Raw genomic sequence first — 26008 nt, forward strand, 5'->3', positions numbered from 1 at the left:
AAGCTGCCCACCAAGGTGGGCGACTACCGGGGTGTTCGCTGGCACGGTGCGGCGCTACTCCCCGATCCAGCCATCCAGCAGGTCGGCGAACTCATCGGCGTGCTCCTCCTCCTGCGCCAGGATCTCTTCCAGGATGCGCTTGGTGGTGGTGTCACTGTCGCCGATGAAGTTGATCATCTCGCGGTAGCTGTCGATGGCGATGCGCTCGGCCACCAGGTTCTCGCGGACCATGTCGCGCAGGTCGCTGCCTTCCTTGTATTCGGCGTGCGAGCGTGCGGTCAGCGTGTCCGGATTGAGGTCAGGCTCGCCGCCCAGCTGGACGATGCGCTCGGCCAGTTTGCCGGCATGTGCCTGCTCCTGCTGCGCGTGTTCCAGGAACTCGCCCTTGACTGCGTCGGCCAGCATGCCCTTGGCCATGAAGTAGTGCCGGTAGTAGCGCAGCACGCACACATATTCGGTGGCCAGCGCGTCGTTGAGCAGCTTGATCACCACCTTGCGGTCGGCGCTGTAGCTGTCGGTGATCGCTCCGTCTTCGATGTTCTTCCGTGCCCGCTCGCGCAGGGTCTGACGATCGCTGATGCCAGCGACCTTGGCGGAAGGGGAGGTGTTGCTGGCTTTGGCTGGCTTGTTGGACATGGCTGGCCGGTTTCCTCTGCAGTCAGGGTTTCAGGTGGGCAGGTGATCCAGTACGTAGTCGGCTGATGACACCTCGAACTGGCCGGGTTCCTCGATCCAGGCCGCGCGTACCGTGCCGTCCACCACGTACAGGGCAAAGCGACGCGAACGCGTGCCCATGCCGGATGAACTTGCATCCAGCTCCAGGCCAAGTGCACGGGTCAGTTCGGCGTTGCCGTCGGACAACATCAGCAGGCCGTCGGGCACGTGCTGGTCGGTGGCCCAGGCCTTCATCACGAACGGATCGTTGACCGCCACGCAGTAGACATCGATGCCTCGATGGCGGAACGCCTCGAACTTTTCCACGTACCCGGGCAGGTGGCGGGCCGAGCAGGTGGGGGTGAATGCACCGGGCACGGCGAACAGCACCACCTTGCGCCCGTCGAACAGGGCGTGGGTATCGAGGGTCTCGATGCCTTCGCGGATGCGCTTGAGGGTGACTTCCGGAATACGGTCGCCGACATGGATGGTCATGGGAACTCCTTGCTGGGTGAGGGTAGGGGCCAGGAGGGGACGGACGCGTCAAGACATTGGAAAACCCATGTATAGACCCCATCTCCGTCGTCCGCGGCGGGCTGTCAGCCACAGCATGCGGCCGGGCGATGGCAGGCGCATTGCGCTGGATCAGTCGGCCTCACCGTTGCCGCACGACCGGCGGCGTAGCATCGCCGGCGCGTAGAATGAACCCGGGGCGGCGCCACCGGCGCCGCCGAAGCGAATCGAGGTAGCTGGATGGAATTCAAGGATTATTACGCCACCCTTGGGGTGGAGCCGAGCGCGGGCGAGGCGGAAATCAAGACCGCTTATCGTCGATTGGCACGCAAGTACCACCCGGACGTCAGCAAGGAGGCCGGGGCCGAGGACAAGTTCAAGGCCATCAACGAGGCCTACGAGGCGCTGCGCGATCCCGAGAAGCGCGCGGCGTATGACCAGCTGCGCGCTCAGGGCTATCGCCCGGGCGAGGAATTCAACGTGCCGCCGAACTACGGCGGTGGCGGTTTCAATTTCGAGGAAGTGTTCGGTGGTGGTGGGGGTGGCCCCAACGGTGGCTTCAGCGACTTCTTCGAGAGCCTGTTCGCGCGCCAGCGCGGCGGCCAGGGCGCGGGCCCCGGTCCGGGCTTCAGCAGCCACGGTCATGCGCCCAACCGTGATACCCGGGCCAAGCTGTCGGTACCGCTGGAGGCGGCCTACAACGGCGACAGCCTGCGCATCACCGTCAATGGCAAGCAGCTGGACGTGCGCGTGCCCAAGGGCATCCGTCCTGGGCAGGTGATCCGCCTGGCCGGGCAGGGCAACCACGGCGGCAACCTGCTGCTGGAAGTGGAGTACGCCGCGCATCCGCAGTTCGAGGTCGACGGTCGCAACATCCTGTACACGCTGCCGGTCACCCCGTGGCAGGCGGCGCTGGGCACCAGCATCAGCGTGCCGACCCTGGGCGGAGCGGTGGAACTGAAGATTCCGGCCGACTCCGATGCCGGTCGCAAGCTGCGCCTGCGTGGGCGTGGCCTGCCGGGCAGCCCGGACGGCGACCAGATCGTCGAGCTGGAGATTGTCGCCCCGGCGGCGACCGACGAGGCGCAGAAGAAGGCCTATCGGAATCTGGCCAAGGCGTTTGGCGAAACGATCTGAAATCTGCTTCGGTGGGTGCGGGCCTCGGTCCGCACACCTTGCGGTAGCGCCGGCCGCTGGCCGGCAAAGGCGTGCCAACCAAGGTTGGCACCTACCAGAGCGGTGTGCCAACCAAGGTTGGCACCTACCAGAGCGGTGTGCCAACCAAGGTTGGCATCCACCAGAGCGGTGTGTCAGCCCTGCCCGGCGAACACCCGCTCCAGCACCTCGGACAGCTCGTCTTCCGAGAACGGCTTGGTGATATAGGCCTTGGCACCCTGGCGCATGCCCCACATGCGGTCGGTGTCCTGGTCCTTGGTGGTCACCAGGATCACAGGAATGTGCCGGGTCGCCTCATCGCGGGCGAGCGTGCGGGTCGCCTGGAAGCCATTGAGGTTGGGCATCACCACGTCCATCAGCACCAGGTCGGGCAGCTCGGCCTTCGCGGTTTCCACCCCGGCCGCACCATCGGTGGCGGTCAGGATCTGGTGCCCGAGCTTCTCGACGATGCGCTGTATCCCCAACAGCTGCGACGGTGAGTCGTCGACGATCAGAATGCGTGCCATGTTGTTCCCCGTGTGATGCCGGAAGTGTAGTGCCGGCATCCCGTTGGCGGGAGGGCGACTGCTGCCGTCCGTCGCCTGCCTGCGACGTTCAGTCGATCCGCACCACCGTGCGGCCAAGCGAGCCGCCCGCCAGCATGCGATCGAACACCGCAGGCAGGCCGTCCAGACCGACTTCGGCGGTGCAGATGCGGTCCAGGTGCTGCGGCTTCCACGCGTCGCCCAAGCGTGCCCACACTTCTTCGCGCAGCGCGCGCGGGGCATTGGCCGACGAAACGCCGAGCAGCGAGACACCGCGCAGGATGAAGGGCATCACGGTCATGTCCAGCGTCGGGCTGGCGGCCAGTCCCGCACTGACCACGCTGCCGTAAGGTACGGTCTGTGCCAGCAGGCTGGCCAGCATCGGCCCGCCGGCGTTGTCCAGGCCACCGCCAAAACGTGCCGACTGCAGCGGCCCGGTGTCGGCAAGGGCGTCACGCGGCAGCACCTCGGCAGCACCGATGCCGCGCAGGAAGTCGATCTGCTCCGGTTTGCCGCTGATCGCGTGCACGGCATAGCCGGCGCGGCTGAAGATGTCCACGGCCAGAGCGCCGACCCCACCGCTGGCGCCGGTAACCGCCAGTGGCCCAAGCTCGGGTGTCTGCCGGTTGTCCTGCAGGCGCAGCAGCGCCAGTGCGGCGGTGAAGCCGGCGGTGCCCAGTACCATCGCCTCGCGTGGGCTCAAGCCCGCCGGCTGGGCGATGACCGCGCTCGATTCCAGTCGCACGTACTGGCTGTAGCCGCCATCACGGGTTTCGCTGAGGCCACAGCCGGTGGCCAGTACCGCATCGCCCTCGCGCCAGGCCGGATCGGTGGAGGTGACCACCGTGCCGGCCACGTCTATCCCGCCCACCAGCGGGAAGCGACGCAGTATCCGGCCTTTGCCGGTGCCAGCCAGGGCATCCTTGTAGTTGACCGAGGACCAGTGGGCGCGGATCAGTACCTGGCCGGGGTTGAGGTCGTCCAGACGCAGCGGGACCAGGCCGCTGCGGTAGCCGGCGTCGTCTTTTTCGATGCGGAAGGCGGTGAACGGGGTGGTGGGGGCCATCGGCGTTGCCTGACTTCGAGGAAAACGCCACCTTACCCGGTCCGACCCCTTTCAATCCTGCCGGTCCGCCCCATCTTGTATGATCGGTAGTGGTTAACGGCTGGCGTTGCGGGAAGGGCCCGCGTCGCAGCCCACATCTTGATGGAGCGTGCATGGCCTGGAATACACCCGGCGGCAACAAGGGCGGACAAGGCCCCGAGGACAATCGACGCGGGCCGTTCGGGTCGCGCGGCGGTGGCAATGGTGGCGGCTGGGGCGGATTGCCCGGACCGCTGAAGGATCTGTTCGACGGCGGCATCCTGCGTTGGGTGGTGGCGGCAGTGGTCCTGCTGGTGCTGTTCTCCAGCTTCCAGCTGATCGGCGAACAGCAGCGTGGCGTGGTGCTGCGCTTCGGCCAGTTCTCGCGCATCCTGACCCCAGGCCCGAACTTCAAGTTGCCCTGGCCGATCGAATCGGTCACCAAGGTCAACGCCACCGAGATCAAGACCTTCTCGATCCAGGTGCCGGTGCTGACCCGCGATGAGAACATCGTCAATGTCTCGTTGAACGTCCAGTACCGCATCGATGACCCGCAGCAGTACCTGTTCGGCACCGTTGATGCCAACCAGGTGCTGGAACAGTCGGCGCAGAGCGCGGTGCGCGAGGAAGTCGGTCGCGCCGACCTCAACGCCGTATTGAACAACCGTGGCCCGCTGGCCGTGGCCGCCGAAGAGCGCCTGCAGACATTGCTGCGTGCCTTCAAGACCGGTCTGACCGTGACAGGCCTGACCCTGCAGGACGCCCGTCCGCCGGAGGAGGTCAAGCCGGCCTTCGACGAGGTCAACGGTGCCCAGCAGGTCAAGGAGCGCCTGATCAACGAAGCCCAGGCCTACGCGGCCAAGGTCGTGCCTGAAGCGCGCGGCCAGGCCTCGCGTGCCCGTACCACCGCCGAGGGCTACAAGCAGGCCGTGGTGTCCAAGGCCGAGGGTGATGGTCAGCGCTTCAGCCTGCTGCAGGCCCAGTACAAGGACGCACCGGAAGTCACCCGCAAGCGCCTGTGGCTGGAAACGGTGCAGCAGGTTTTGAGCGAGAACCGCAAGGTCATTGGTGGCGATGGCCGCCAGCTGATCTACGTGCCGATGACCGGTGATACCCGTGCCAGCACCTCGGCACCGGCGCCGGTGCCGAACCCCGATGTGGTGATGCCGTCGCTGCCGGGTACCACCGCAGTGGAAGCTTCCCGTGATCCGGGCCGGCCGGTGGGCCGCCCGACCGGGCGTTCGAGCGGCCGTGAGGAGGGCAGCCGATGAGAAATTCAATCTGGATCGCCGTTGTCGTAGCGGTGCTGCTGGGCCTGCTGGGTTCGGTGTACGTGGTCCGCGAGGACCAGACCGCCATGGTCCTGAACCTGGGCAAGGTGGTGCGTTCGGACATCAAGCCGGGCCTGCACTTCAAGCTGCCGGTGGTGGAAACGGTGCGGGTGTTCGACCGCCGCTTCCAGGTGCTGGACACCGCGCCGGCCCGTTACTTCACGGCCGAGCAGAAGGACGTCAGCGTCGACTTCTTCGCCATCGGTTACATCTCCAACGTGGGTGATTACTTCCGTGCCACCGGCGGCGATCCGCGCATCGCCAACGCCCGCCTGGCGCCGATCATCACCGACTCGCTGCGCAACCAGATCAACTCGCGCACCCTGCAGCAGCTGGTCTCCGGCGACCGCAGCGAGCTGATCGCCGAGCAGCTGAAGGGCATCAACGAAGCCGTTGCCGGGCTGGGCATGCAGATGATCGACCTGCGCATCAAGCAGGTGGACCTGCCCACCGACAGCCAGGTGATCAATGACGTGTACGAGCGCATGCGCGCCCAGCGCAAGCAGGAAGCCGCGAAGCTGCGCGCCGAGGGCGAGGAGCAGTCGCTGACCATCCGCGCCCAGGCCGACCGTGACAGCACCGTGCTGATCGCAGAAGCCGAACGCGATGCCCAGCGCCTGCGTGGTGAAGGCGATGCCGAGGCCGCACGCATCTACGGCAAGGCCGGTTCGGCTGACCCGTCGTTCTACGCGTTCTACCGCAGCCTCGAGGCCTACCGTGGCTCGATGACCGACGGCAACGGCGTGATCGTGCTGGACAAGAACGACCCGTTCCTGCAGTACCTCAAGAACGATCGCTGAGTCCGCACGGCAGTACCTCACGGGGCCCGGCCATACGCCGGGCCTCGTGCTTTTCCGGAGTTCCCCCATGAAAGATCTGTTCGCCGCCGTCTGTCTGGTCGCGGTGCTGGAAGGCCTGTTGCTGTTCGTGGCCCCCGTGGCCTGGAAGCGCATGGCCGAACGCCTGCTGGACCTGCCCAGCCCGGCCCTGCGCAGCTTCGGTGGCCTGGTCCTGCTGGCCGGGTTGAGCCTGCTGTGGTGGGTACGGCACTACCGGGGCAGGGTGGCTGACCGGCTGGTGAAGCCGCCCGTCGGAAAGGTGGCACCGGACCCCGGAAACCCGGATAATGCACAAAAGCCGGACGGGCCTCCCCGTTCGGCTTTTTCCGTGTCTGGGCCTTCCATCGCCGGCCGCTCCCCGTTTGGAGCCGCCACCCAAGCGCTGGCCAGCCCCGCTGCGGTTTACCCGTCCGCGGCCCCGATGGCCGCAACAAATAGAGGAACCCGTCATGGGTCAGTCTGTCGTAGTGCTTGGTGCCCAGTGGGGCGATGAAGGCAAGGGCAAGATCGTCGATCTGCTCACTGAGGAAATCGGCGCCGTCGTGCGCTTCCAGGGCGGCCACAATGCCGGCCACACCCTGGTCATCAACGGCAAGAAGACCGTCCTGCACCTGATCCCGTCGGGCATCCTGCGTGACGATGCGCTGTGCCTGATCGGCAACGGCGTGGTGATCTCGCCGGCTGCGCTGCAGAAGGAAATCGCCGAGCTGGAAACCTCCGGCGTGGAAGTGCGTTCGCGCCTGAAGATCTCCCCGGCCGCGCCGCTGATCATGCCGTACCACATCGCCCTGGACCAGGCGCGCGAACGCGCTGCCGGCGGCAAGGCGATCGGCACCACCGGCCGTGGCATCGGCCCGGCCTACGAAGACAAGGTGGCGCGTCGCGGCATCCGCATCGCCGACCTGCATTACCCGAAGCAGTTGGAAGAACTCCTGCGCACGGCGCTGGATTATCACAACTTCGTGCTGACCAACTACCTGAAGACCGACGCGGTCGATTTCCAGAAGACCTTCGACGAGGCGCTGGCCTTCGGCGAGTACGTGCAGCCGATGAAGTCGGACGTTGCCGGCATCCTGCACGACCTGCGCAAGCAGGGTAAGCGCGTGCTGTTCGAAGGCGCGCAGGGCGCCCTTCTGGACATCGACCACGGCACCTACCCGTACGTCACCAGCTCCAACACCACCGTGGGTGGTGCGCTGGCCGGTGCTGGCGTCGGCGCTGACGCGATCGACTACGTGCTGGGCATCGCCAAGGCCTACGCGACCCGCGTCGGCGGTGGCCCGTTCCCGACCGAGCTGGACGATGAAATCGGCCAGGGCATCCGCGACCGCGGTGCCGAGTACGGTGCCTCGACCGGCCGCCCGCGTCGTTGCGGCTGGATGGACATCGTCGCCCTCAAGCGCGCGGTGGCCATCAACGGCATCAGCGGCCTGTGCATCACCAAGCTGGACGTGCTGGACGGCATGGAAAAGCTGAAGGTCTGCATTGCCTACGAATACAACGGCAAGCGTACCGAGTACGCGCCGCTGGACGCGCAGGGCTGGGAAGAGTGCACCCCTGTGTACCTGGAGTTCCCGGGCTGGACCGAGAACACCCACGGCATCACCAACTGGGAAGACCTGCCGCCGGCCGCACGTGCCTACCTGCGTTCGCTGGAAGAGCTGGCCGGCTGCCCGATCAGCATCGTCTCCACCGGCCCGGACCGCGACCACACCATGGTCCTGCAGGATCCGTTCGCCTGAGCGACCGCTCGCTGACGTGAAGGAAAAGCCCCGCGAAAGCGGGGCTTTTTCGTTAGTGTGTACGTAGTGCCAGCAGGGAAGCGGACCGATGACCGGCGATGTCAGCGTGAAAGGGACCAGGGTGCTGCGGATCACCCTGTGGGTGTTCTGGGGCCTGTGGGCAGCCGCTTGTGTGGTGCTGGCGGTGGGCGCTGTGGCCAACCACTTGGCCTCACGCACGCAGACACTGCCGCTGGTGCTGAGCCCCGGTGCGAGCGCGGAGATCGCGGTCTACCGCTTCATTGATGATCGCCTGCGGTTGCGGCTGCGCTACGCGCCCAACGCTGCCGACCCGGCCCTCGATCCCGACGTGCTGATGCGCATCGAAACGCCCAACGAGCATGCGGATTTCCGCGCAAGCGTGCGATCTGGCCCGCCCGCGACGGAGGTCGTGCGCAGAGTGGAAACCGTTGAAACGGCGGGGTTCACCGCCGCGTACTTCGGCTATGGCCGCGGTGACGCATTGCCCCGTGGCCGTTCCTGGCTACGGGTAACCGTGCTGGAGGTGGAGCCGGCGCTGGTGGGCAGGCCGGCGACGGTCGAGCTGCAGCCGCCGCTGGATCTTCTGAAGCTGACCGACCTGGACTACATCTGGTTGTGGCCGTTCTTCTTCTGGAAACTGGCGGCACTGTTGCTGCTGATTCCAGGCATCGCACTGGTGATCTTCACCATCGCGCTGCGCAGGCAGCGCCCGCGCGTGGCGCAGGCGCCCTGAAGCAATCGTGCGGGTTGCGACTTAATCCCCTCCGTCCCCTTTTTTCAGCAGCGGATAGGGGTTGAGCGATTCGCCCTTCCACCATTGTTTTTCCGGTCCCAGCGCGTGCACTTCGAAATGCAGGTGCGGGGCTTCTGGGTTTGCGTTGCCGGTGCTGCCGACGTAGCCGATCACGTCGCCGCGCTTGATGGTCTGCTTCTCGGCCAGGCCGTCGGCGTAGCGCTGCAGGTGTGCGTAGTAGTAGCACCAGCGGCCGCTGGGTTCGAACTGGTAGACGGTCAGGCCGCCGCGCTCGCTGTCGAACAGCTTCTCGACATGGCCATCGGCCACCGCCAGTACCGGTGTGCCGGCAGCAGCCATGATGTCGATCGCATCGTGCACGCGGCCTTCGCTGCGTGCGTCGGTGAAGGTGTCCTGCAGTTGCGAGGGCGTGATGCCCTGTACCGGCAGCAGCAGGCCGGAGGGTGTGTCGCCCGTTGCTGCTGGGGCGGGCGCAGCGATTGCCGTTGTCGCCTGCTCCACGGGTACAGCACGGGCGCTGTCGGCCGCAGCGGAGGTCTGCGCCACTGCAAGGGGGCGTATACCCGCATCAGCGGACGGCGCGCCATCACGCTGCAGCCACCATCCGGCTGCCACGCCCATCACCAGCCCCAGTACGATCAGTTGCGCTAGTCGCATCGGCTCACTCCTGCATGATGACCGGTACCGACGTATCCACGGCTGCAGCCACGCGCAGCGCATCCCAGTTTGTCATGCGCACGCAGCCGTGCGATTCGGTCTTGCCGACATGGCCGGGCACCGGTGTGCCGTGCAGGCCGTAATGGGGTTTGGACAGGTCGATCCAAACCCGGCCGACCGGATTGTTCGGGCCGGGCGGGATCGTGGCCTTGCGATCGCCCTTCCTGGCATCCCAGAACAGCTTCGGGTTGTAGTGGAATGGCGGGGCCGGGTAGACGCCGAGGATCTTCCACTCGCCGATCGGCAGCGGGTCGTGCTCGCTGCCCGACGATACCGGTACCTGCGCGATCACCTTGCCCTGCGCGTCCAGCAGCTGCAGGGTGGAGTCGGATTTGTCGACCACCAGTTTGGCGGCCTTGGGCAACGCAGCGGGCGCAATATTGGGCACCTGGATGCGGCTGCCGGCCTTGCTCAGATCCACACCGGGATTGAGCGCCTTCAGCAGCTCCGGTGCAGCATGGAAGCGCTCGCCCAGCGATTCCTCCACGCTGCTGAAGCCCAGTGCCTTCAGCTTGGCCTGGTCGGCGGGCTTCTTTGGAATCGCGACGAACGGACCGGCCACGTCTTCTGCGGTCAGCGTGTAGCTGGCAAGGGGGCCGACCGAGTCGGCCTGCAGGGCCTTCCAGGTGGCGTCGTCCAGTTCGCCACTGACTGTCAGCCCGTGCGCTGCCTGGAAGCCGGACACCGCGCGGCGTTGATTGCTGCCCACTTCGCCATCGATCTCGCCCGGAGAGAAGTTTGCGCGGTCCAGAAGTACCTGCGCGTGCAGGGGCGAGCGCGCTGCCGTGTCAGGGCCGGCCTTTTCGGCGACGGGTGCTGGCAGGCCGGCGGGCGGGGGCGTCTGCGCAAAGGCGGGCGACATCAGCAGCGACAGGGCGAGCAGGGCGGGGCGGCATACGGGCATGGGCATCTCCAGGCAGATCACGCCTCCACCCTGCCCGTAGACGCTGCGCAGCCGCCGTGAAAGAAAACTGATGCCAGCATGAGCAGTGGGGCCGCGCCGCCGGGCCATCCTCCCGCCGCAGAAGCGGGAGGCCGGGTCTCACCAAGGTGAACGGCTTCCGACGCAGTCGAGCGGGAGGCGATCAAGATTCCCGGCTGGCGGGCCGATATGGGCGCATCCCCCCCGTTTTGGATTCACCCCATGAACTACTTGAGGAACGTCAGGGTCGCCTGGCGTCTTGGGCTTGGCTTTGGCCTGTTGTTGCTGCTGGTTGCCGCCGTGGTCGCCACCGGTGCCACCGCCACCATGGTGCAGAAGCGCGCGATGGAGCAGGTGGTCGAGGTCGGCGTAGCCAAGGTGCGGCTGCTGTCGGAGATGCTTGATGCCAACAACCAGATGATGGTCGTGCGCCGCGAGATGCTGATCCGCCAGGGCGAAGACCGTGCCAACGACGAGCAGCGCATCGCCGCTCTGGTCAAGCGCTACGAGGCCAGTTGGACGGCCTACCAGGCCCTGCCCGGCGATGCCGAAGGCGAGGTGATCGGCGAGACCATCGCCGCCAAGCGCGCGCTCGCCCGTCCGCTCAACAAGCAGACCAGCGAACTGATGGAACAGGGCGATTTCCCCGGCGCCGTGGCGCTGACCCTGGGTCCGGTGCAGGAAGCGGCCAATGGCTGGAACAAGGCACTGGCCGATGGCGTGGCCTATGAAGAAAAGGAAAGCCGCGAGGCCGCTGCCGAGGCGATCCGCCTGGGCGAGCGCAGCCTGCTGCAGCTGCTGGTGCTGGGTGGCGTGGCGCTGCTGGCAGGCATCGCCGCATCGGTGCTGATCGGTCGCAGCATGACCGGCCCGCTGGCGCGTGCAGTGCAGCTGGCCGAGCGCCTGTCCAAGGGCGAATTGGACCAGGAATTCCGCCTGGGTGGCCGTGACGAGCTGACCCAGCTCGGCGAGGCCATGGCCAGCGTGCGCCAGAGCGTGCAGGCCGCCATCGGCGCGCAGCTGCAGATGGCCGAGCAGCATGAAGCCGGCGCGATCCGTTACCGGATGGACGCCAGCGCGTTCCCCGGCGACTTCGGTCGCATGGTGCAGGCCACCAATCACCTGGTCGAATCGCACGTGCAGGTGCAGCTGCTGATGGCCGAGGTGATGCAGCGCTATGCCATCGGCGACCTCAGTCGCGATCTGCCCGAGTACCCGGGTGAGAAGGGCACGCTGACCCGTACCCTGGCGGCGGTGAAGCAGAGCCTGATGGCGATCAACGCGCAGATCGATGAACTGGCCCGTGCCGCGCGTGCTGGCGATTTCAGCGTGCGTGGCGACGCCGCAGCATTCCAGTACCAGTTCCAGGCGATGGTGAACCACCTCAACGGCATGATGGCCAGTTCGCAGGCCAGCATCGCCGATGTCTCCGACGTGCTGCGCGCCATCTCGCATGGCAACCTCACCGCGCGCATGGAGGGCGAGTACGAGGGCGTGTTCGCGCGCATGCGTGACGATGCCAACGCCACCACCACGCAGCTGACCGGAATCGTGCGTGGCATCCAGGTGGCCGCCGACAGCATCAACAACGCGGCACAGGAACTGGCGGCCGGCAACAACGATCTGTCGCGCCGTACCGAACAACAGGCCGCGAATCTGGAAGAGGCTGCCGCCTCGATGGAAGAGCTGACCTCGACCGTGCGCCAGAACGCCGAGCTGGCACGCCAGGCCGACAGCGAAGCGCATGCGGCCGGCGTTGCCGTGCGCGAGACCGAGCAGGCCATGGCGCAGATGGCCGCGGTGATGGGCGAGATCGACCAGTCTTCGGCGCGCATTTCGGAAATCTCCACGGTGATCGATGGCATCGCCTTCCAGACCAACATCCTGGCGCTGAACGCTGCAGTGGAAGCGGCGCGTGCCGGCGAACAGGGCCGCGGCTTTGCGGTGGTGGCCAGCGAAGTGCGTACGCTGGCACAGCGTGCCGGTGTCGCTGCCAAGGAGATCAAGGAGTTGATCGAGGACGCCGCTGCCAAGGTGCAGAGTGGTCTAGCCGTGACCGTCGAATCGGAAGCCGCCATTGCCCGCGTGGCCCAGGCGAGCTCGCGTACCACACAGCTGATGAGCGACATCGCCGCCGCCAGCAAGGAGCAGGCGGCCGGCATCGAACAGGTCAACCAGGTGGTGGTGCAGATGGACCAGGTGACCCAGCAGAACGCTGCGCTGGTGGAGGAGGCGACCGCAGCCAGCCGCGCGCTGGAAGAGCAGGCGCATGCGCTGACCACGTCGGTGTCGGTGTTCCAGCTGGAGCAGGGGGCACGCATGCCCAGCCTGCCTGCACGCGCGGCGTAAGCCAACGACAGCGCGATGTTGGATGGCGCCCTGCATGCGATGACCCGCATGCGGGGCGTCGATGCACGCAACGGTTGAGGGCCGCTAGCGCCCGCGTGCCGAGCGTTCGATCAACCAACCGGCCGCGTACAGCAACAGCAGGGTTGGCGGAACCAGCACCGCATACGCGGTCGACCAGGGCTTGCCGTACAACAGGCTGCCTGCGCCGATGGCATCAAGCGCGGCGGACTGCAGGGTGATGGGGAGTGCCATCAGGATGTAGGTACCCTTCGGGTCGGCGTCTGTCTGCGCGCCGTGGACCAGCCACGTGGTCAACAGCAGGTAGACCACGCACAGCGCAAGGCCTGTCCAGCTCAGCAGTCGTCGCATCTTCATCTGCAGGCCTCCTGTCAACGGACGTCGAAGCGGGCCTGCAGGGGCAGGCTTACATTCCGCAACAGATCCCTGACCACCACCTGCGCGGTCCAAGTGCCCTTCGGGTCACCTGCCTCGGCGACGAACTTCAGCTGCACACTGGTCATGTACAGCAGGGTTGGCGGGCCGGGCAGGGCGGCAGTGAAGCAGGGAACATCGCGTTCGTCGACACTGGTACTGCCGTCCGGGCGAAGCATGCGCAGATCGCAGTGCACCTTGGGTACGCGGTTCTCATCCAGTTGCGGGTTGGACAGGAATGTCAGCAGGAACAATTCTCCGCCCAGGTGGACTTCGCTGGCCTCGGTAAAGCTGGGAGTGCTCTCCGGTGGAGTTTCCCACTTGGCCCGCCAGTCGGCGTCGGAGGTGACCAGCAGGGATGCCGCAAAGCCATCGCTGGATTTCATGGCATCGGTCTGCGGCACCGCCTTGCCGTCGCCATTTATCCAGCCATCGCTGGCAAAGGTGGTCATTGGCAGCATCAGGGCCATCATGGCCAGTGCGTAGGTCCCTCGCATCAACGCTCTCCTTGGTAGCCGCATCCTGCGGCGGAGCCGGCAGTATCGCGCAACCTTGGCCGGCACAGCAGAGGGAGAGCCAGGAAGAGGTTCCTTCGCCTGCCGATCCGGGCGATGCTTGCCAGCAAAGGAGCTGGCATGGGAACGGGACGTGAGGAAAAACAGGGCTGTGATGCCGCGTCGGCCGCGCCGCTGCACGTACTGATGCTGCCAGGCCTGGATGGCACCGGCAGCATGTCGACCCCGTTGCTGTCCGCACTGCAGGCTCATGGGCTGACGACGCAGGCGATCGCGCTGCCTGCGCAGGGCGGGCAGGATTACGCCACGCTTGCCAGATGGCTGTGGCCGCAGCTGCCCCGCCCCCCCCTTCATCCTGCTTGCCGAGTCCTTCTCGGGGCCGTTGGCAGTCGAGCTGGCCGCGCGCCAGCCCGCAGCGCTGCGCGGACTGGTGCTGGCCGCGACCTTTGCGCGCCGGCCCGTGCCATTGCCGGCAGCCGGCGCGGCACTGCTGTCACCGGCCTGGCCGGTGCCTCCCGTGGCGATGCTGGCGCGCCTGCTGCTGGGGCGGTGGCGCACCGGCGAGCACATGCCGATGCTGCGCGCTGCGTTGGCTCAGGTTCCAGCGACCACGTTGCGGCAGCGCGCCGCAGCGACCCTGCGGGTGGACGTACGCGCATTGCTGCCGCAGATCGGGGTGCCGACGCTGTGCCTGCAGGCGGGTCATGACCGGCTGCTGTGGCCGCCGAGCGTAGCCGAGCTGCAGACCCTGCTGCCGGACGCGCGGCACGTGGCCCTGGACGGGCCGCATCTGCTGCTGCAGGCCTGTGCCGAACCGGCCGCCGCGGTGGTGGCCGGTTGGGTGAGGGCGCTGCCCGCTACCGGCTAATTGCCGGCGCGGGTGCGTGCGGCCTTCTTCGCCGCGGTCTTGCGTACCGCCTTTTTTGCTGCACGGGTCTTCGCGGCCTTCTTCGCTGCGGTGCTGCGTGAGGCGCTCTTCTGCGTTGCCTTCCTGGCGGCCGCCTTCTTTGCAGGGACCTTCGCAGGCGCCTTCTTCACCACCTTCTTTGCAGCAGTCTTCCTGGTGGCGGCCTTCTTCGCAGGCGTCTTCTTCGCAGCGGTCTTATTCGCCACCTTCTTCGCCGGCGCCTTGCTTGCGGAAGCCTTCTTCGCCGTTGTCTTTCTGGCCACCTTCTTCGTTGCCTTGCGCGCGCTGCCGCTGCGCTTGCCACCACCATCCTGCTTGTTCACGGTGGCCCAGGCGATGCGCTCGGCGGTGCCTTCACTGGCACCGCGTTCGCGCTCACTCTCTTCGATATGCTCGGCCTGGCGCTTCTGCTTGTCGGTATAGGCGGATTTGTCACCACGGGGCATGGGGATTCTCCTGTCGGATGGTCAGGCCAGCAGGCGCAGCTTCGGCTCGCGTGCCCACTGGCGGGTGGCGGCAGCGGTGAGGAAGGCCTTGCTGTCCTCGGCCTCGACGGTACCGGCATCGTTGCCGACGCGCGCTGCCTTCAGCAGGGGCTGTGCGCCTTCGTCACTGGCGATGGCTTTCAGGTGCGCCCAGGCATCGCTGACAAAGCCCACGGCTGCCGCTTCCTTGGCCAAGGCCTTGCCGGCGTCGGCACTCAGCACGACCGCCACTGCGTCGAACACCACCGACGGGGTACCGGCCAGCTGTCCATCGGCGGCCTGCGTTTTGCCGTCGCTGAGTGTGGCACCGCCAATTTTCGGCGCGACCAGCTTGACGCTGGCGCCGGCCTTTTCGGCGGCCTTGCGCAGAGTGGCGATCACCCGTGCATCGGAGCCCTCGTCGAACAGGATGCCGATGCAGCGCCCCTGCAGCAGGGGCTTGTTGCGGCCGATCACGCGCACCTCGGGTGCGGCGGGCAGGTCCTGTGCAGGGGTTGCCGTCGGTGCCGGGGCGGGCAGGGTGCCCAGTGCCAGCCCGTCGGCCACGCGCTTGGCCAGGCCTTCGTCGATGTTGCGCAGATGGCTGACGGTGCGCACGCGCACCTTCTCGGTTTCCACCTTCGACAGCTCGAACACCAGCGCCGAGGCCAGGTGCGCCTGTTCCGGTTTTTCCAGGCTGCGGAAGAACATCCGCGCCTGACTGTAGTGGTCGGCAAAGCTCTCCGCGCGGGTGCGGCCCTTGCGCCCATCATCGGCGCTGGCGTGGCTGCGGAAACCGGCGGGCGTCTCGCGCGGGCTGTCTTCCTGCAGCGAGCTGGGGTCGTAGGCCACGCGCCCCTTCGGCACCTGCATCTGCATGTGGCCATCGCGTTGGTGGTTGGCGAACGGGCACTTCGGTGCGTTGATCGGAATCTGGTTGAAGTTCGGTCCGCCCAGCCGGATCAGCTGGGTATCCAGATAGGAGAACAGCCGCCCCTGCAGCAGCGGGTCGTTGCTGAAATCGATGCCCGGCGGCACGTTGGCCGGGCAGAAGGCGACCTGCTCGGTCTCGGCGAAGAAATTGTCCGGCCAGCGGTCCAGCACCATGCGTCCGATCACCTGCAGCGGCACCAGCGACTCGGGAATGATCTTGGTCGGGTCCAGGTGGTCGAACGGGAAGCCATCGGCCTGTTCTTCGGTGAACAGCTGCACGGCCAGCTCCCACTCGGGGAAGTCGCCGCGCTGGATCGCCTCGAACAGGTCGCGGCGGTGGAAATCGTTGTCGGCGGCCTGCAACTTCAGCGCCTCGTCCCAGACGGTGGACTGCAGCCCCAGCTTCGGCCGCCAGTGGAACTTGACGAAGGTGGAGTTCCCTTCCTCATCCAGCAGGCGGAAGCTGTGGATGCCGAAGCCTTCGATGGTGCGCAGCGAGCGCGGAATCGTGCGGTCGCTCATCGCCCACATGATCATGTGCATCGATTCGGGCATCAGCGAGACGAAATCCCAGAACGTGTCGTGTGCGCTGGCCGCCTGCGGGAAGGCGCGGTCCGGTTCCATCTTCACCGCATGGATCAGGTCGGGGAACTTGATCGCGTCCTGGATGAAGAACACCGGAATGTTGTTGCCGACCAGGTCCCAGTTGCCTTCCCTGGTGTAGAACTTCACCGCGAAGCCGCGCACGTCGCGCGGGGTGTCGACCGAGCCGGCGCCGCCGGCAACGGTGGAGAAGCGGGTGAACACCGGCGTCTTCACCCCGACCTCGGTGAGGATCTTCGCCCGGGTCACCTTGCCCAGCGAGCGGGTCAGTTCGAAGAAGCCATGGGCGGCCGAACCGCGTGCATGGACGATGCGCTCGGGAATACGCTCGTGGTCGAAGTGGGTGATCTTCTCGCGCAGCAGGAAGTCTTCCAGCAGGGTGGGTCCACGCGGTCCCTGGCGCAGGGAGTTCTGGTTGTCTGCAACCGGAATGCCCTGGTTGCTGGTCAGTACCGGATGGGCGCCTCCTGCGAGCTGATGCAGTTCATCGCCCTGGCCGCGGCTGTCACGGTCGGCGGAGGTGGTGGCGGGAGCGCGCTTGCCGGTCGGCTTGCTGGCGGCCATGGAGGATCTCCTGGAGCGGGTAGGGGGCAGACCCCAGACAGTGGCGCCGCTGGCGTTAATGCACGGTCCCGTGGGAGTGAACGCGCAGACAAATCGGCGGCTCGGGTATGCTTGCCGCATGCGAGTCGAACCCGCCGACATCGAAGCCCTGTTCGACGCCATTCCGGACGTGCTGTTCTTCATGAAGGACCGCCAGGGCCGCTACACCTACGTCAACCAGACCATGCTGCGACGGCTGGGCCTGCGTGCGCGCAAGGACGTGATCGGACGCACCGCGGCCGAGATCTATCCCACCGGCCTGAGTGCGGACTATGTCGACCAGGACGCACGCGTGCTGTCCGGCGAGGTGATCGAGAACCTCATGGAGCTGCACCTGTTCGCCAACCGCGAACCGGGCTGGTGCCTGACCTGCAAACGCCCGCTGCTGGTGGACGGGCAGGTCGAGGGGCTGATCGGCATTTCCCGCGACCTCGGCCAGAAGGACAGCCTGGGGACCCAGTACGAGCAGCTCCGTCTGGCCTTGGCCCACCTCAATACGCACTACGCCGAGAACGTGCGGATGCAGACGCTGCTGGACATCACCGGGTTCTCGTTGTCCAAGCTGGAGCGCAGCTTCCGCAAGGTGTTCCAGATGACGCCGCAGCAGGTGCTGACCCGGCTGCGGATCCAGATGGCCATGCACCTGCTGCATGGCAACGAGAGCATTGCCTGCATCGGCCAGGCCTGCGGTTTCAGCGACCAGAGCGCGTTCACCCGCAAGTTCAAGGCTGAAACCGGTTTCTCCCCGCGCGCCTACCGCGCCCGTATCGGCGGCAATGTCGGCGAGCTGGTACCGGCCTGAGTTTCCTGCTGCGCTGTGCCTATCCCCGCGGCGGCTGGACACGGTAAGGTGTCGCCCTTGTAGCCGCCGCCAGCCCTGCCGATGCCCGCCACCCCCGATACGACCGCTTCGCCCTCCCGCCTCGGCCATTCGCTCAAGCCACGCCAGCTGATCATGATGGGGCTGGGCAGCGCCATCGGCGCCGGCCTGTTCCTCGGCTCCGGCGTGGGCGTGCAGGCGGCCGGTCCGGCGGTGCTGGTGTCCTACCTGGTGGCCGGTGCGCTGGTGATCATCGTGATGAACGCGCTGGGTGAAATGGCCGCGTCCAAGCCGACCAGCGGTGCGTTCTCGGTGTATGCGGCCGATGCCATGGGCGCCACCGCCGGTGCCACCGTGGGCTGGCTGTGGTGGGTGCAGCTGGTCATCGTGATCGCCGCCGAGGCGGTGGGTGCGGCCGGGTTGCTGGCCACGGTCTGGCCGGTGGTGCCGGTGCCGATGGCGGCATTGGCCTTCATGCTGTTCTTCACCGCGATCAACCTGCTCGGGGTGAAGAACTTCGGCGAGTTCGAATTCTGGTTCGCCATCCTCAAGGTGGCGGCGATCCTGGCCTTCATCGCCGTGGGCGTGGCGCTGCTGATGGGCTGGCTGCCGCAGGTGGCCTCGCCGGGCCTGAGCAACTTCACCGAGCACGGTGGCTTCGCACCGAAGGGCTTGGCCGGCATCGGCGCGGCGCTGCTGGTGGTGGTGTTCGCCTTCGGTGGCACCGAAATCGTGGCCGTCGCTGCGGCGGAGACCGAAGACCCCGAGCGCAGCATCGCCCGTGCCATCCGCACCGTGGCCTGGCGCATCCTGGTGTTCTACATCGGTTCGCTGAGCGTGATCATCGCCGTGGTGCCGTGGACGAGCGAAGCGCTGAAGTCGCCGTTTGCCGCGGTTCTCGATGTCGCCAATATTCCGGGTGCGGCCACCGCCATCACCCTGATCGCGGTGATCGCCCTGCTGTCAGCGCTCAATGCCAACCTCTACGGCGCCTCGCGCATGATGTATTCGCTGGCGCAACGCCGCGAAGCGCCGGCCGTGCTGGGCTGGACCGATCCGCGCCAGGTGCCGGTGATCGCGGTGCTGGCCAGCGTCCTGTTCGGCTTTGCTGCCACCATCATGGAACTGCTGTTCCCGGACAAGGTGTTGCCGGTGCTGCTGAACATCGTCGGCTCCACCTGCCTGTTGGTGTGGACGTTGTCGCTGGTCTCGCAGCTGGTGCTGCGCCGTCGCGCCGACCGCCTGGGCACGCGCCTGCCGTTCCGCATGGCGGGCTTCCCGTGGCTGACCGTCTGTGCGCTGGCGATCCTGGCGCTGATCTTCGGCCTGCTGCTGAGTGAAGCGCATACGCGCCTGCAGTTCCTGTCGATGGTGGCGCTGACGGCGACCATCGCGGCCAGCAGCGCCATCGCCCGGCGCATGCGCGAGGCCTGATCGGCGTTGCCGGCCAGCGGCCGGCACTACCACGGGGGCTGCACATCCGCCGTGCCATCCTGATCGGGTGGGCCATCACCGGCCCGACGAACGGGAGCACCGCATGCTGCGCAGCCGTCCCTTCCTGATGTTCACCGGCCAGGCCGAAGCGGCGCTGGCCCTGTACGCCGAAGCCTTCGCCGAATTCCGCCTGCTGGCCCTGCAGCGCCACCCGGACGGGGCGGGCCCGGGCGCGCCCGGGCAGGTCCGCCAGGCCATTTTCCTGCTCGGCGGCACCCACTACCTGTGCTTTGACAGCCTGGATGTGCACGACTTCACCTTCACGCCCTCGATGTCGCTGTTCGTCGAGTGTTCCGGCGCCGAATCATTCGAGCGTGCCGCGCGCGTGCTGGGTGACGGCGGGCACTGGCTGATGCCGGTGGGCGAGCAGGATTTCAGCAGCCGCTACGGCTGGGTGCAGGACCGCTTCGGCGTGTCGTGGCAGTTGAGCCTGGGGCAGATGCCCGACCCATGACGGCAAAGCATCCACGCATGGCGTGGATCTACTGGAAAACGAGAACGGCCCGCTTGCGCGGGCCGTTCTCATTTCCGATGCCGCGATGGCTTACGCCTCGACTTCATCATCCTTGTAGGCATCGACCGGGATGCAGGCACACATCACGTTCTTGTCGCCGTACACGTTGTCGACGCGGGCTACCGGCGGCCAGTACTTCTGCAGCTTCAGGCTCGGCAGCGGGAAGGCGGCCAGCTCGCGCGGGTAGGCGTGGGTCCACTCGCTGGCGGTCACGGCCGTGGCCGTGTGCGGGGCGTTCTTCAGCGGGTTGTCCTCGCGGTCCAGGCGGCCGTCTTCGATCGCGGTGATCTCTTCGCGGATCTGGATCATCGCGTCGATGAAGCGGTCCAGCTCGTGCAGCGATTCGCTTTCGGTCGGTTCGACCATCAGCGTGCCGGCCACCGGGAAGCTCAGGGTCGGAGCATGGAAGCCGAAGTCGATCAGGCGCTTGGCCACGTCTTCGGCACCGATGCCGCTGGTCTTCTCCAGCGGACGCACGTCCAGGATGCACTCGTGCGCGACCAGGCCGTTGCGACCGGTGTACAGGGTCTTGAAGTGCGGGGCCAGGCGCTTGGCGATGTAGTTGGCGTTGAGCTGGGCGACCTGGGTGGCCTTGCGCAGGCCCTCGGTGCCCATCATCGCGATGTACATCCAGCTGATCGGCAGGATCGAGGCGCTGCCGAAGCTGGCGGCGCTGACCATGCCGACCGGACCGTTGTCACCCAGCTTGCCCGGCAGGAACGGGGCAAGGTGCGACTTGACCGCACACGGGCCAACGCCCGGGCCGCCGCCGCCGTGCGGGATGCAGAAGGTCTTGTGCAGGTTCAGGTGCGAAACGTCCGAACCCCACTTGCCCGGCTTGGCCACGCCGACCAGGGCGTTCATGTTGGCCCCGTCGGTGTACACCTGGCCGCCATGCTTGTGGATGATCTCGCAGATCTCCACCACCTCTTCCTCGAACACGCCGTGCGTGGACGGGTAGGTCATCATGATCGCGGCCAGGCGGTCGCTGTACTTCTCGGCGTTGAGGCGGATGTCTTCGACGTCGACGTTGCCGTTGGCATCGGTCTTGGTGACCACGACCTTCATGCCGCACATCTGCGCCGAGGCCGGGTTGGTGCCATGCGCCGAATCCGGGATAAGGCAGATGTCACGGTGATCTTCGCCACGCGAGCGGTGGTAGGCGCGGATCGCCAGCAGGCCGGCGTATTCGCCCTGCGCACCGGAGTTCGGCTGCAGGCTGACGGCGTCGTAGCCGGTGCACTCGACCAGCATCGCTTCCAGCGAATCGATCAGTTCCTTGTAGCCCAGCGCCTGCTCGGCCGGCACCAGCGGGTGGATCTGCGAGAACTCCGGCCAGGTCACCGGAATCATTTCGGCGGTGGCGTTGAGCTTCATGGTGCACGAGCCCAGCGGGATCATCGTGCGGTCCATCGCCAGGTCCTTGTCGGCCAGCGAACGCAGGTAGCGCAGCAGTTCGTGCTCGCTGTGGTGGGTGTTGAACACCGGGTGGGTCAGGAACGCGGACTGGCGCAGCAGGCCGGCCGGCAGCGCATCGGCGGTGCTGGCATCAAGCGCGTCCACATCAACGGTGGCACCGAACAGCGCGCCTACGGCGACGATGTCGGCGCGGGTGGCGGTCTCGTCCAGGCTGACGCCGACCGAACTGCTGTCGATCGCACGCAGGTTGTAGCCGGCGGCACGGGCCTTGGCATGGATCGCGCCGGCGTCGACACCGGTGACGTGCAGCGTGTCGAAGAAGTCGGCACCGACCTGCACACCGGCAGTGCGCAGCGCGCTGGCCAGGATGGCGGCCAGGCGATGGGTGCGGCGGGCGATGCGGGTCAGGCCTTCCGGACCGTGGTAGACCGCATACATCGAGGCCATCACCGCCAGCAGCACCTGTGCGGTGCAGATGTTGGAGGTGGCCTTCTCGCGGCGGATGTGCTGTTCGCGGGTCTGCAGGGTCAGGCGGTAGGCCGGGTTGCCCTGTGCGTCGATCGAGACGCCGATCAAGCGGCCCGGCATCGAACGCTTGTAGGCGTCACGGCAGGCCATGAACGCAGCATGCGGGCCACCGAAGCCGAACGGCACGCCGAAACGCTGGCTGTTGCCGACCACGATGTCCGCACCCCATTCGCCCGGGGCCGCCAGCAGGGTCAGTGCCAGCAGGTCGGTGGCCACGGCCACCAGGCCGCCGCGCGCGTGCACGGCATCGACCAGTGCCTTGTAGTCGCCCACCTGGCCGAAGGTGTCCGGGTACTGCAGCAGCAGGCCGAAGGCTTCCGCTTCCAGCGCTTCGGCCGGGGTGCCCACGCGCAGCACGATGCCCATGGGCTCGGCGCGGGTGCGCAGCAGTTCCAGCGTCTGCGGGTGCACGGCGTCGTGCACGAAGAAGGTGTCCGACTTCGACTTGGCCGAGCGCTTGGCCAGGGTCATCGCTTCAGCGGCGGCCGTGGCTTCGTCCAGCAGCGAGGCGTTGGCGATTTCCATGCCGGTCAGGTCTGCGCACAGGGTCTGGAAGTTGATCAGCGCTTCCATGCGGCCCTGCGAGATTTCCGCCTGGTACGGGGTGTAGGCGGTGTACCAGGCCGGGTTTTCCAGGATGTTGCGCAGGATCACGTTCGGCGTGTGGGTACCGTAGTAGCCCTGGCCGATGAAGCTCCGCAGCACGGTGTTCTTGTCGGCGATCGCGCGGATCTTCGCCAGCGCCTGCACTTCGGTGATCGACTCCGGCAGCGCCAGCGGTGCCGGCGACTTGATCTTGGCCGGCACGATGGCATCGGTCATCGCATCCAGCGATGCGTGGCCGATGACGCCGAGCATCTGCGCGATCTCGGCATCGTTGGGGCCGATGTGGCGCTCGACGAACGCCGAATGGTGCTCGAGCTCACGCAGGGAAGGGGTGTTCTGGGACATGGCGAAGGATCCGTCAGGAAAGGGCACACGCACGGGCACAAGCCGCCGGTCGGCGGTCTGCGGGCGCCCCTCTGTCCTTTTGCCTGAGAGTTTAAAAGCGCGGAAAACCGCAGCTTCGTGCCCCTTCGGCGCCGGATCGAACCGGTCTCTCCAGAGTTCTGTTACGGGTGGTATCGGGCCTGAGCGATTACGGGCGTTGCGCCTTCGGCAGCGGTGACCTGCTTCTCCCACCGTGTTGCCCGCCGATTATAGCTCGTTGCCGGCGCCTGACGGTGGCCCGGGCGGGCCTCACGGGGCTGAATGGCCGATGGCCCGGGCGTGCGTTCTGTGCATCCGTGCATGGCATCGCGCGCATTCCCCACCTATGATGGTGGGATTCTCGTATTCATCTGGCGCCGTCCCTGCTGCAGGGGATCGGCGCCCGCCGTGCGTGTCATGCATGGCCCTGCCGGACGCTTGCCCGATGACCGCCGCCGTTGCTCCTTCCACCCGCCGCATGGCCCTGTTGCTCGCTGGCCTGGCCATGTTCGGTCCGTTCTCGATCGACACCATCTTTCCTGCGTTTCCGCAGCTGGCCCAGCGCCTGGCGGTGGACGAGGTGGCGGTGCAGCAGACCATCAGCGTCTACCTGCTGTTCTACGGCCTGATGAGCCTGGCCCATGGCCCGCTGTCCGATGCGTGGGGGCGCAAGCGGGTGATCCTCGGCGGCCTGGTGATCTTCGTCGGCGCCTCGGTGGGCTGTGCGTTGTCTACCGACCTGACCACGCTGCTGGCGTTCCGCGCACTGCAGGGCCTGTCGGCCGGCGTGGGCATGATCGTCGGCCGCGCGGTGATCCGCGATCTGTACCACGGCCACGACGCGCAGCGGCTGATGAGCCAGGTGTCGATGCTGTTTGGTATCGCCCCGGCCATCGCGCCGATCATCGGTGGCTGGATCCTGCTCAGCGGTGCCGGCTGGCCGCTGATCTTCTGGTTCCTGGTGGTATTCGCGCTGGTGCTGCTGGCGGCCACCGCGCGCTTCCTGCCGGAAACCCATCCGGTGGAGGCGCGGATCGCCCTGTCGCCACGCACGTTGCTGCGCGATTACGTGCGCATCGGCTTCAATCCGCGGTTCCTGCGCCTGGCCCTGGCCGGCAGCATCGGGTTCGGCGGCATCTTCCTGTACATCTCCTCGGCGCCGGCCATCGTGATGCAGCACCTGCATCTGGGTGAAGGTGGCTTTGCGTGGTTGTTCATTCCCACCATCGGCGGCATGACCACCGGTTCGTTCCTGTCCGGGCGCATGGCCGGGCACAGCACACCGACCCGGCAGGTCGCGCTCGGATTCACCCTGTGTGCGGTCTCTGCCGTGCTGAACATCGGCTACGTCACCCTGGCGCCGCAGTTCGCGCTGCCGTGGGCGGTGATGCCGATCTTCCTTGGCGGCATGGGCATGGCGCTGATCTTCCCGATCCTGGCGCTGGCGGTGCTGGACATGTATCCGCTGCAGCGCGGCCTGGCGTCGTCGCTGCAGGCGTTCGTGCAGCTGATGATCAGCACCGTGGTGGCTGGCGTGGTTTCGCCGCTGCTGCACAACAACCCGCTGCACCTGGCACTGGGACAGGCGGGCTTCTTCGCGGCTGGCTTCGTGTTCTGGTACTGGGAGCACCAGCGCGAGCGCGCATCAGAGGCAGCCGGCACGGCGCATTGAGCGTCGCGCAGGGGTAGGGCGCGTCATCACGCGCGGATCCGTTGTGGCGCTGCGGGCAGGGAGTAGGCTGGGGTTTCCAGCGAGCCGGTTCGTGGGTGCACGGCAGCCAGCCATTCCGATGTCGTCGCATGAGGTACCCGCATGGCTGCGCAGCAGACCTACCGCCTGTTCGAGGTGGCGCTGAAGGAGCGCCGCGTTATTTCTCCTTCCCTGGACCGCATGGTGTTCACCGGCGCCGACGTGGCGCGCATGAAGACCGAAGGCCCGGACCAGCGTATCAAGGTGTTTTTCCCCTTGCCCGGCCAGGACGCGCCGGACGTGCCCGGCGGCGAAGACTGGTATGCCCGTTACCGGGCACTGCCCGATGAGGCGCGGCCGCCGATGCGCACCTTTACCCTCCGCCAGCTGCGTGCCGGCGAGTGCGAGGTCGACGTCGACTTCGTGCTGCATGGCCAGACCGGACCGGCCTCGCGCTGGGCCACGCATGCACGGCCGGGCGACCGCGTGGTGCTGCTGGCCCCCGATGCCGACTGTGCGGACAGCAGCGAGGGCTGGGAATGGAAGCCGCCAGCCGGGGTAGGCCAGGTGCTGCTGGTGGCCGATGAGACCGCATTGCCGGCGGTGGCCGGCATCCTCGAGGAACTGGCCGGGCTGGCCGATCCGCCGCGCACGCTGGCCCTGCTGGAGATCGCCCAGGCCGGTGATGCGGTGCCATTGAAGGCCCCGGCCACGGCCGAACTGGTGTGGTTGCCACGCGGGCAGCAGGCCCATGGGCAGCGGTTGCTGCAGGCGGCGCAGGCGCGGCTGGCGGCGGCCTCGACCATGGCCGAGGCCGCCGAACTGGACGACATCGACGTCGACGCGCAGATCCTGTGGGAGCAGGCTGACACCAGCGCGGAGGGCGCGCTGTATGCCTGGGTAGCGGGCGAGGCCGGCGCGGTGATGGCGATCCGCCGGTATCTTCTGAAGGACTGTGGCCTGGATCGCCGCGCGATCACCTTCATGGGGTACTGGCGGAAGGGGCGGGTGCTGGACTGAGCCGCTACCGCACCGGCGTGAACCGGCATGCAGGGGGTGTGGGTTATCCTTGCGCCCCCGCAATGCAAGCCCCACTGATGTCGACCTCTTCCAAATCCCGCCGCGACCAGCGCCGTCGCCAGGAACAGCAGGCTGCCAACAAGGCCGCCGCCACCGCCTCGCCCGTCGAGCCGCATGCCGAACTGCGCGACACGCAGCGCACGCTGCTGGCCGGCGTCGTCCGCCGCGATGGCGAATGGGTGCTGGGCATGGATGGCCGCATCGCCGGCCAGAGCGAAAGTGCCGCCCAGGTGCTGGCGCTGATCATGCAGGCCGGTGAACTGCACGAACGGCAGGGCACACCGGTGCGTTTGATCTATTCGGATGCGCTGCGCGATGCGGCGCAGGCCGAAGCCAACGAGAAGGGGCAGACCTTCGAGGAATTCAAGGCCGCGCTGGCCGCGCAGCTGGCGGCGAAGAAGAGCAACTGAT

The 26008-nt window shown here is 67.0% G+C and carries 24 protein-coding genes, 1 pseudogene and 1 riboswitch; of the genes and pseudogenes, 14 read left to right on the forward strand and 11 right to left on the reverse strand.

The annotated features are described in order from the left end of the window. Positions 1 to 54: 54 nt before the first annotated feature. Complete coding sequence (locus AC1DKR_RS08400) at positions 55 to 636, reverse strand: ferritin-like domain-containing protein (RefSeq protein WP_033831761.1); 582 nt, start codon at positions 634 to 636, stop codon at positions 55 to 57. A 30-nt stretch (positions 637 to 666) separates the two neighbouring features. Next, the gene (locus AC1DKR_RS08405; protein WP_025877032.1) at positions 667 to 1149 is read right to left on the reverse strand and encodes a peroxiredoxin; all 483 of its coding nucleotides are present in this window, start codon (positions 1147 to 1149) and stop codon (positions 667 to 669) included. 258 nt (positions 1150 to 1407) lie between these two features. On the opposite strand from AC1DKR_RS08405, the gene AC1DKR_RS08410 reads away from it, so the two are divergent. Continuing rightward, entirely contained in the window at positions 1408 to 2304 is an 897-nt protein-coding gene (locus tag AC1DKR_RS08410; RefSeq protein WP_108266796.1) for a DnaJ C-terminal domain-containing protein, read from the forward strand. Between the two features lie 173 nt (positions 2305 to 2477). Here the strand turns inward: AC1DKR_RS08410 and pilH are convergent, their stop codons facing one another. Then, positions 2478 to 2849 (reverse strand): twitching motility response regulator PilH, encoded by a 372-nt coding sequence (pilH, locus tag AC1DKR_RS08415; protein ID WP_005410644.1) that lies wholly within the window; start codon positions 2847 to 2849, stop codon positions 2478 to 2480. Positions 2850 to 2937: 88 nt separating this feature from the next. Next, positions 2938 to 3933, reverse strand: a complete 996-nt coding sequence (locus AC1DKR_RS08420; RefSeq protein ID WP_442244608.1) for a YhdH/YhfP family quinone oxidoreductase — start codon at positions 3931 to 3933, stop codon at positions 2938 to 2940. Between the two features lie 152 nt (positions 3934 to 4085). Here AC1DKR_RS08420 and hflK point away from each other — a divergent pair, with 152 nt between their 5' ends. From hflK to AC1DKR_RS08445, 5 genes and pseudogenes are all read left to right on the forward strand, one after another. Next, entirely contained in the window at positions 4086 to 5222 is a 1137-nt protein-coding gene (hflK, locus tag AC1DKR_RS08425; RefSeq protein ID WP_223496164.1) for an FtsH protease activity modulator HflK, read from the forward strand. Continuing rightward, positions 5219 to 6082, forward strand: a complete 864-nt coding sequence (hflC, locus tag AC1DKR_RS08430) for a protease modulator HflC (RefSeq protein WP_025877040.1) — start codon at positions 5219 to 5221, stop codon at positions 6080 to 6082. The genes hflK and hflC overlap by 4 nt, the downstream gene beginning before the upstream one ends. Before the next feature lie 67 nt (positions 6083 to 6149). Then, a pseudogene (locus AC1DKR_RS08435) lies at positions 6150 to 6332 on the forward strand (DUF2065 domain-containing protein); the annotation flags it as partial. A gap of 238 nt (positions 6333 to 6570) precedes the next feature. Next, positions 6571 to 7863 carry an adenylosuccinate synthase gene (locus tag AC1DKR_RS08440; protein WP_089236458.1) on the forward strand — a complete coding sequence of 431 codons (1293 nt, stop codon included), beginning with the start codon at positions 6571 to 6573 and terminating at the stop codon, positions 7861 to 7863. A 106-nt stretch (positions 7864 to 7969) separates the two neighbouring features. Further along, on the forward strand, positions 7970 to 8617 hold the full coding sequence (locus AC1DKR_RS08445; protein WP_230112286.1) for a hypothetical protein: 648 nt from the start codon (positions 7970 to 7972) through the stop codon (positions 8615 to 8617). Between the two features lie 21 nt (positions 8618 to 8638). On the opposite strand, the gene AC1DKR_RS08450 is transcribed toward AC1DKR_RS08445, so the two are convergent. Together AC1DKR_RS08450 and AC1DKR_RS08455 are read right to left on the reverse strand one after the other, a co-directional pair. Beyond that, on the reverse strand, positions 8639 to 9295 hold the full coding sequence (locus AC1DKR_RS08450; protein ID WP_478032258.1) for a M23 family metallopeptidase: 657 nt from the start codon (positions 9293 to 9295) through the stop codon (positions 8639 to 8641). A gap of 4 nt (positions 9296 to 9299) precedes the next feature. Continuing rightward, complete coding sequence (locus tag AC1DKR_RS08455; protein ID WP_478032260.1) at positions 9300 to 10265, reverse strand: L,D-transpeptidase family protein; 966 nt, start codon at positions 10263 to 10265, stop codon at positions 9300 to 9302. A 234-nt stretch (positions 10266 to 10499) separates the two neighbouring features. Here AC1DKR_RS08455 and AC1DKR_RS08460 point away from each other — a divergent pair, with 234 nt between their 5' ends. Next, positions 10500 to 12626: a methyl-accepting chemotaxis protein gene (locus AC1DKR_RS08460; protein WP_478032263.1), complete on the forward strand. Its 2127-nt coding sequence runs from the start codon at positions 10500 to 10502 to the stop codon at positions 12624 to 12626. Positions 12627 to 12710: 84 nt separating this feature from the next. Here AC1DKR_RS08460 and AC1DKR_RS08465 read toward each other — a convergent pair whose 3' ends face one another. Next, entirely contained in the window at positions 12711 to 13001 is a 291-nt protein-coding gene (locus AC1DKR_RS08465; protein WP_428709695.1) for a hypothetical protein, read from the reverse strand. Positions 13002 to 13015: 14 nt separating this feature from the next. Continuing rightward, positions 13016 to 13555, reverse strand: coding sequence for a hypothetical protein (locus AC1DKR_RS08470; RefSeq protein WP_312786341.1), 540 nt, complete (start codon positions 13553 to 13555; stop codon positions 13016 to 13018). A gap of 328 nt (positions 13556 to 13883) precedes the next feature. Here AC1DKR_RS08470 and AC1DKR_RS08475 point away from each other — a divergent pair, with 328 nt between their 5' ends. Further along, positions 13884 to 14441, forward strand: a complete 558-nt coding sequence (locus AC1DKR_RS08475; protein WP_428709694.1) for an alpha/beta fold hydrolase — start codon at positions 13884 to 13886, stop codon at positions 14439 to 14441. On the opposite strand, the gene AC1DKR_RS08480 is transcribed toward AC1DKR_RS08475, so the two are convergent. Then, positions 14438 to 14926 (reverse strand): hypothetical protein, encoded by a 489-nt coding sequence (locus AC1DKR_RS08480; RefSeq protein ID WP_478032269.1) that lies wholly within the window; start codon positions 14924 to 14926, stop codon positions 14438 to 14440. The genes AC1DKR_RS08475 and AC1DKR_RS08480 overlap by 4 nt on opposite strands. Positions 14927 to 14947: 21 nt before the next feature. Next, positions 14948 to 17044, reverse strand: a complete 2097-nt coding sequence (locus tag AC1DKR_RS08485) for a catalase (protein ID WP_223496155.1) — start codon at positions 17042 to 17044, stop codon at positions 14948 to 14950. Positions 17045 to 17162: 118 nt separating this feature from the next. Between AC1DKR_RS08485 and AC1DKR_RS08490 the strand changes: the two genes are divergently transcribed. The 3 genes from AC1DKR_RS08490 (at position 17163) to AC1DKR_RS08500 (ending at position 19851) form a co-directional block, all read left to right on the forward strand. Continuing rightward, positions 17163 to 17885 (forward strand): PAS domain-containing protein, encoded by a 723-nt coding sequence (locus AC1DKR_RS08490; protein WP_478032271.1) that lies wholly within the window; start codon positions 17163 to 17165, stop codon positions 17883 to 17885. An 81-nt stretch (positions 17886 to 17966) separates the two neighbouring features. Beyond that, positions 17967 to 19337, forward strand: coding sequence for an amino acid permease (locus AC1DKR_RS08495; protein ID WP_425518206.1), 1371 nt, complete (start codon positions 17967 to 17969; stop codon positions 19335 to 19337). 103 nt (positions 19338 to 19440) lie between these two features. Further along, complete coding sequence (locus tag AC1DKR_RS08500; RefSeq protein ID WP_478032274.1) at positions 19441 to 19851, forward strand: VOC family protein; 411 nt, start codon at positions 19441 to 19443, stop codon at positions 19849 to 19851. Between the two features lie 90 nt (positions 19852 to 19941). Here AC1DKR_RS08500 and gcvP read toward each other — a convergent pair whose 3' ends face one another. Then, positions 19942 to 22809 carry an aminomethyl-transferring glycine dehydrogenase gene (gcvP, locus tag AC1DKR_RS08505; protein WP_478032276.1) on the reverse strand — a complete coding sequence of 956 codons (2868 nt, stop codon included), beginning with the start codon at positions 22807 to 22809 and terminating at the stop codon, positions 19942 to 19944. Positions 22810 to 22870: 61 nt separating this feature from the next. Then, a riboswitch (glycine riboswitch) is annotated at positions 22871 to 22973 on the reverse strand. A gap of 299 nt (positions 22974 to 23272) precedes the next feature. Between gcvP and AC1DKR_RS08510 the strand changes: the two genes are divergently transcribed. The 3 genes from AC1DKR_RS08510 to AC1DKR_RS08520 all read left to right on the forward strand — a co-directional run bounded on the left by AC1DKR_RS08510 (position 23273) and on the right by AC1DKR_RS08520 (position 26007). Beyond that, positions 23273 to 24499, forward strand: a complete 1227-nt coding sequence (locus tag AC1DKR_RS08510) for a multidrug effflux MFS transporter (RefSeq protein ID WP_088100553.1) — start codon at positions 23273 to 23275, stop codon at positions 24497 to 24499. Positions 24500 to 24640: 141 nt separating this feature from the next. Further along, positions 24641 to 25537: a siderophore-interacting protein gene (locus AC1DKR_RS08515; RefSeq protein ID WP_478032277.1), complete on the forward strand. Its 897-nt coding sequence runs from the start codon at positions 24641 to 24643 to the stop codon at positions 25535 to 25537. Positions 25538 to 25614: 77 nt separating this feature from the next. Continuing rightward, positions 25615 to 26007 (forward strand): hypothetical protein, encoded by a 393-nt coding sequence (locus AC1DKR_RS08520; protein WP_089236443.1) that lies wholly within the window; start codon positions 25615 to 25617, stop codon positions 26005 to 26007. Position 26008 lies beyond the last annotated feature (1 nt).

The organism is Stenotrophomonas sp. 01N47 (assembly GCF_056399165.1).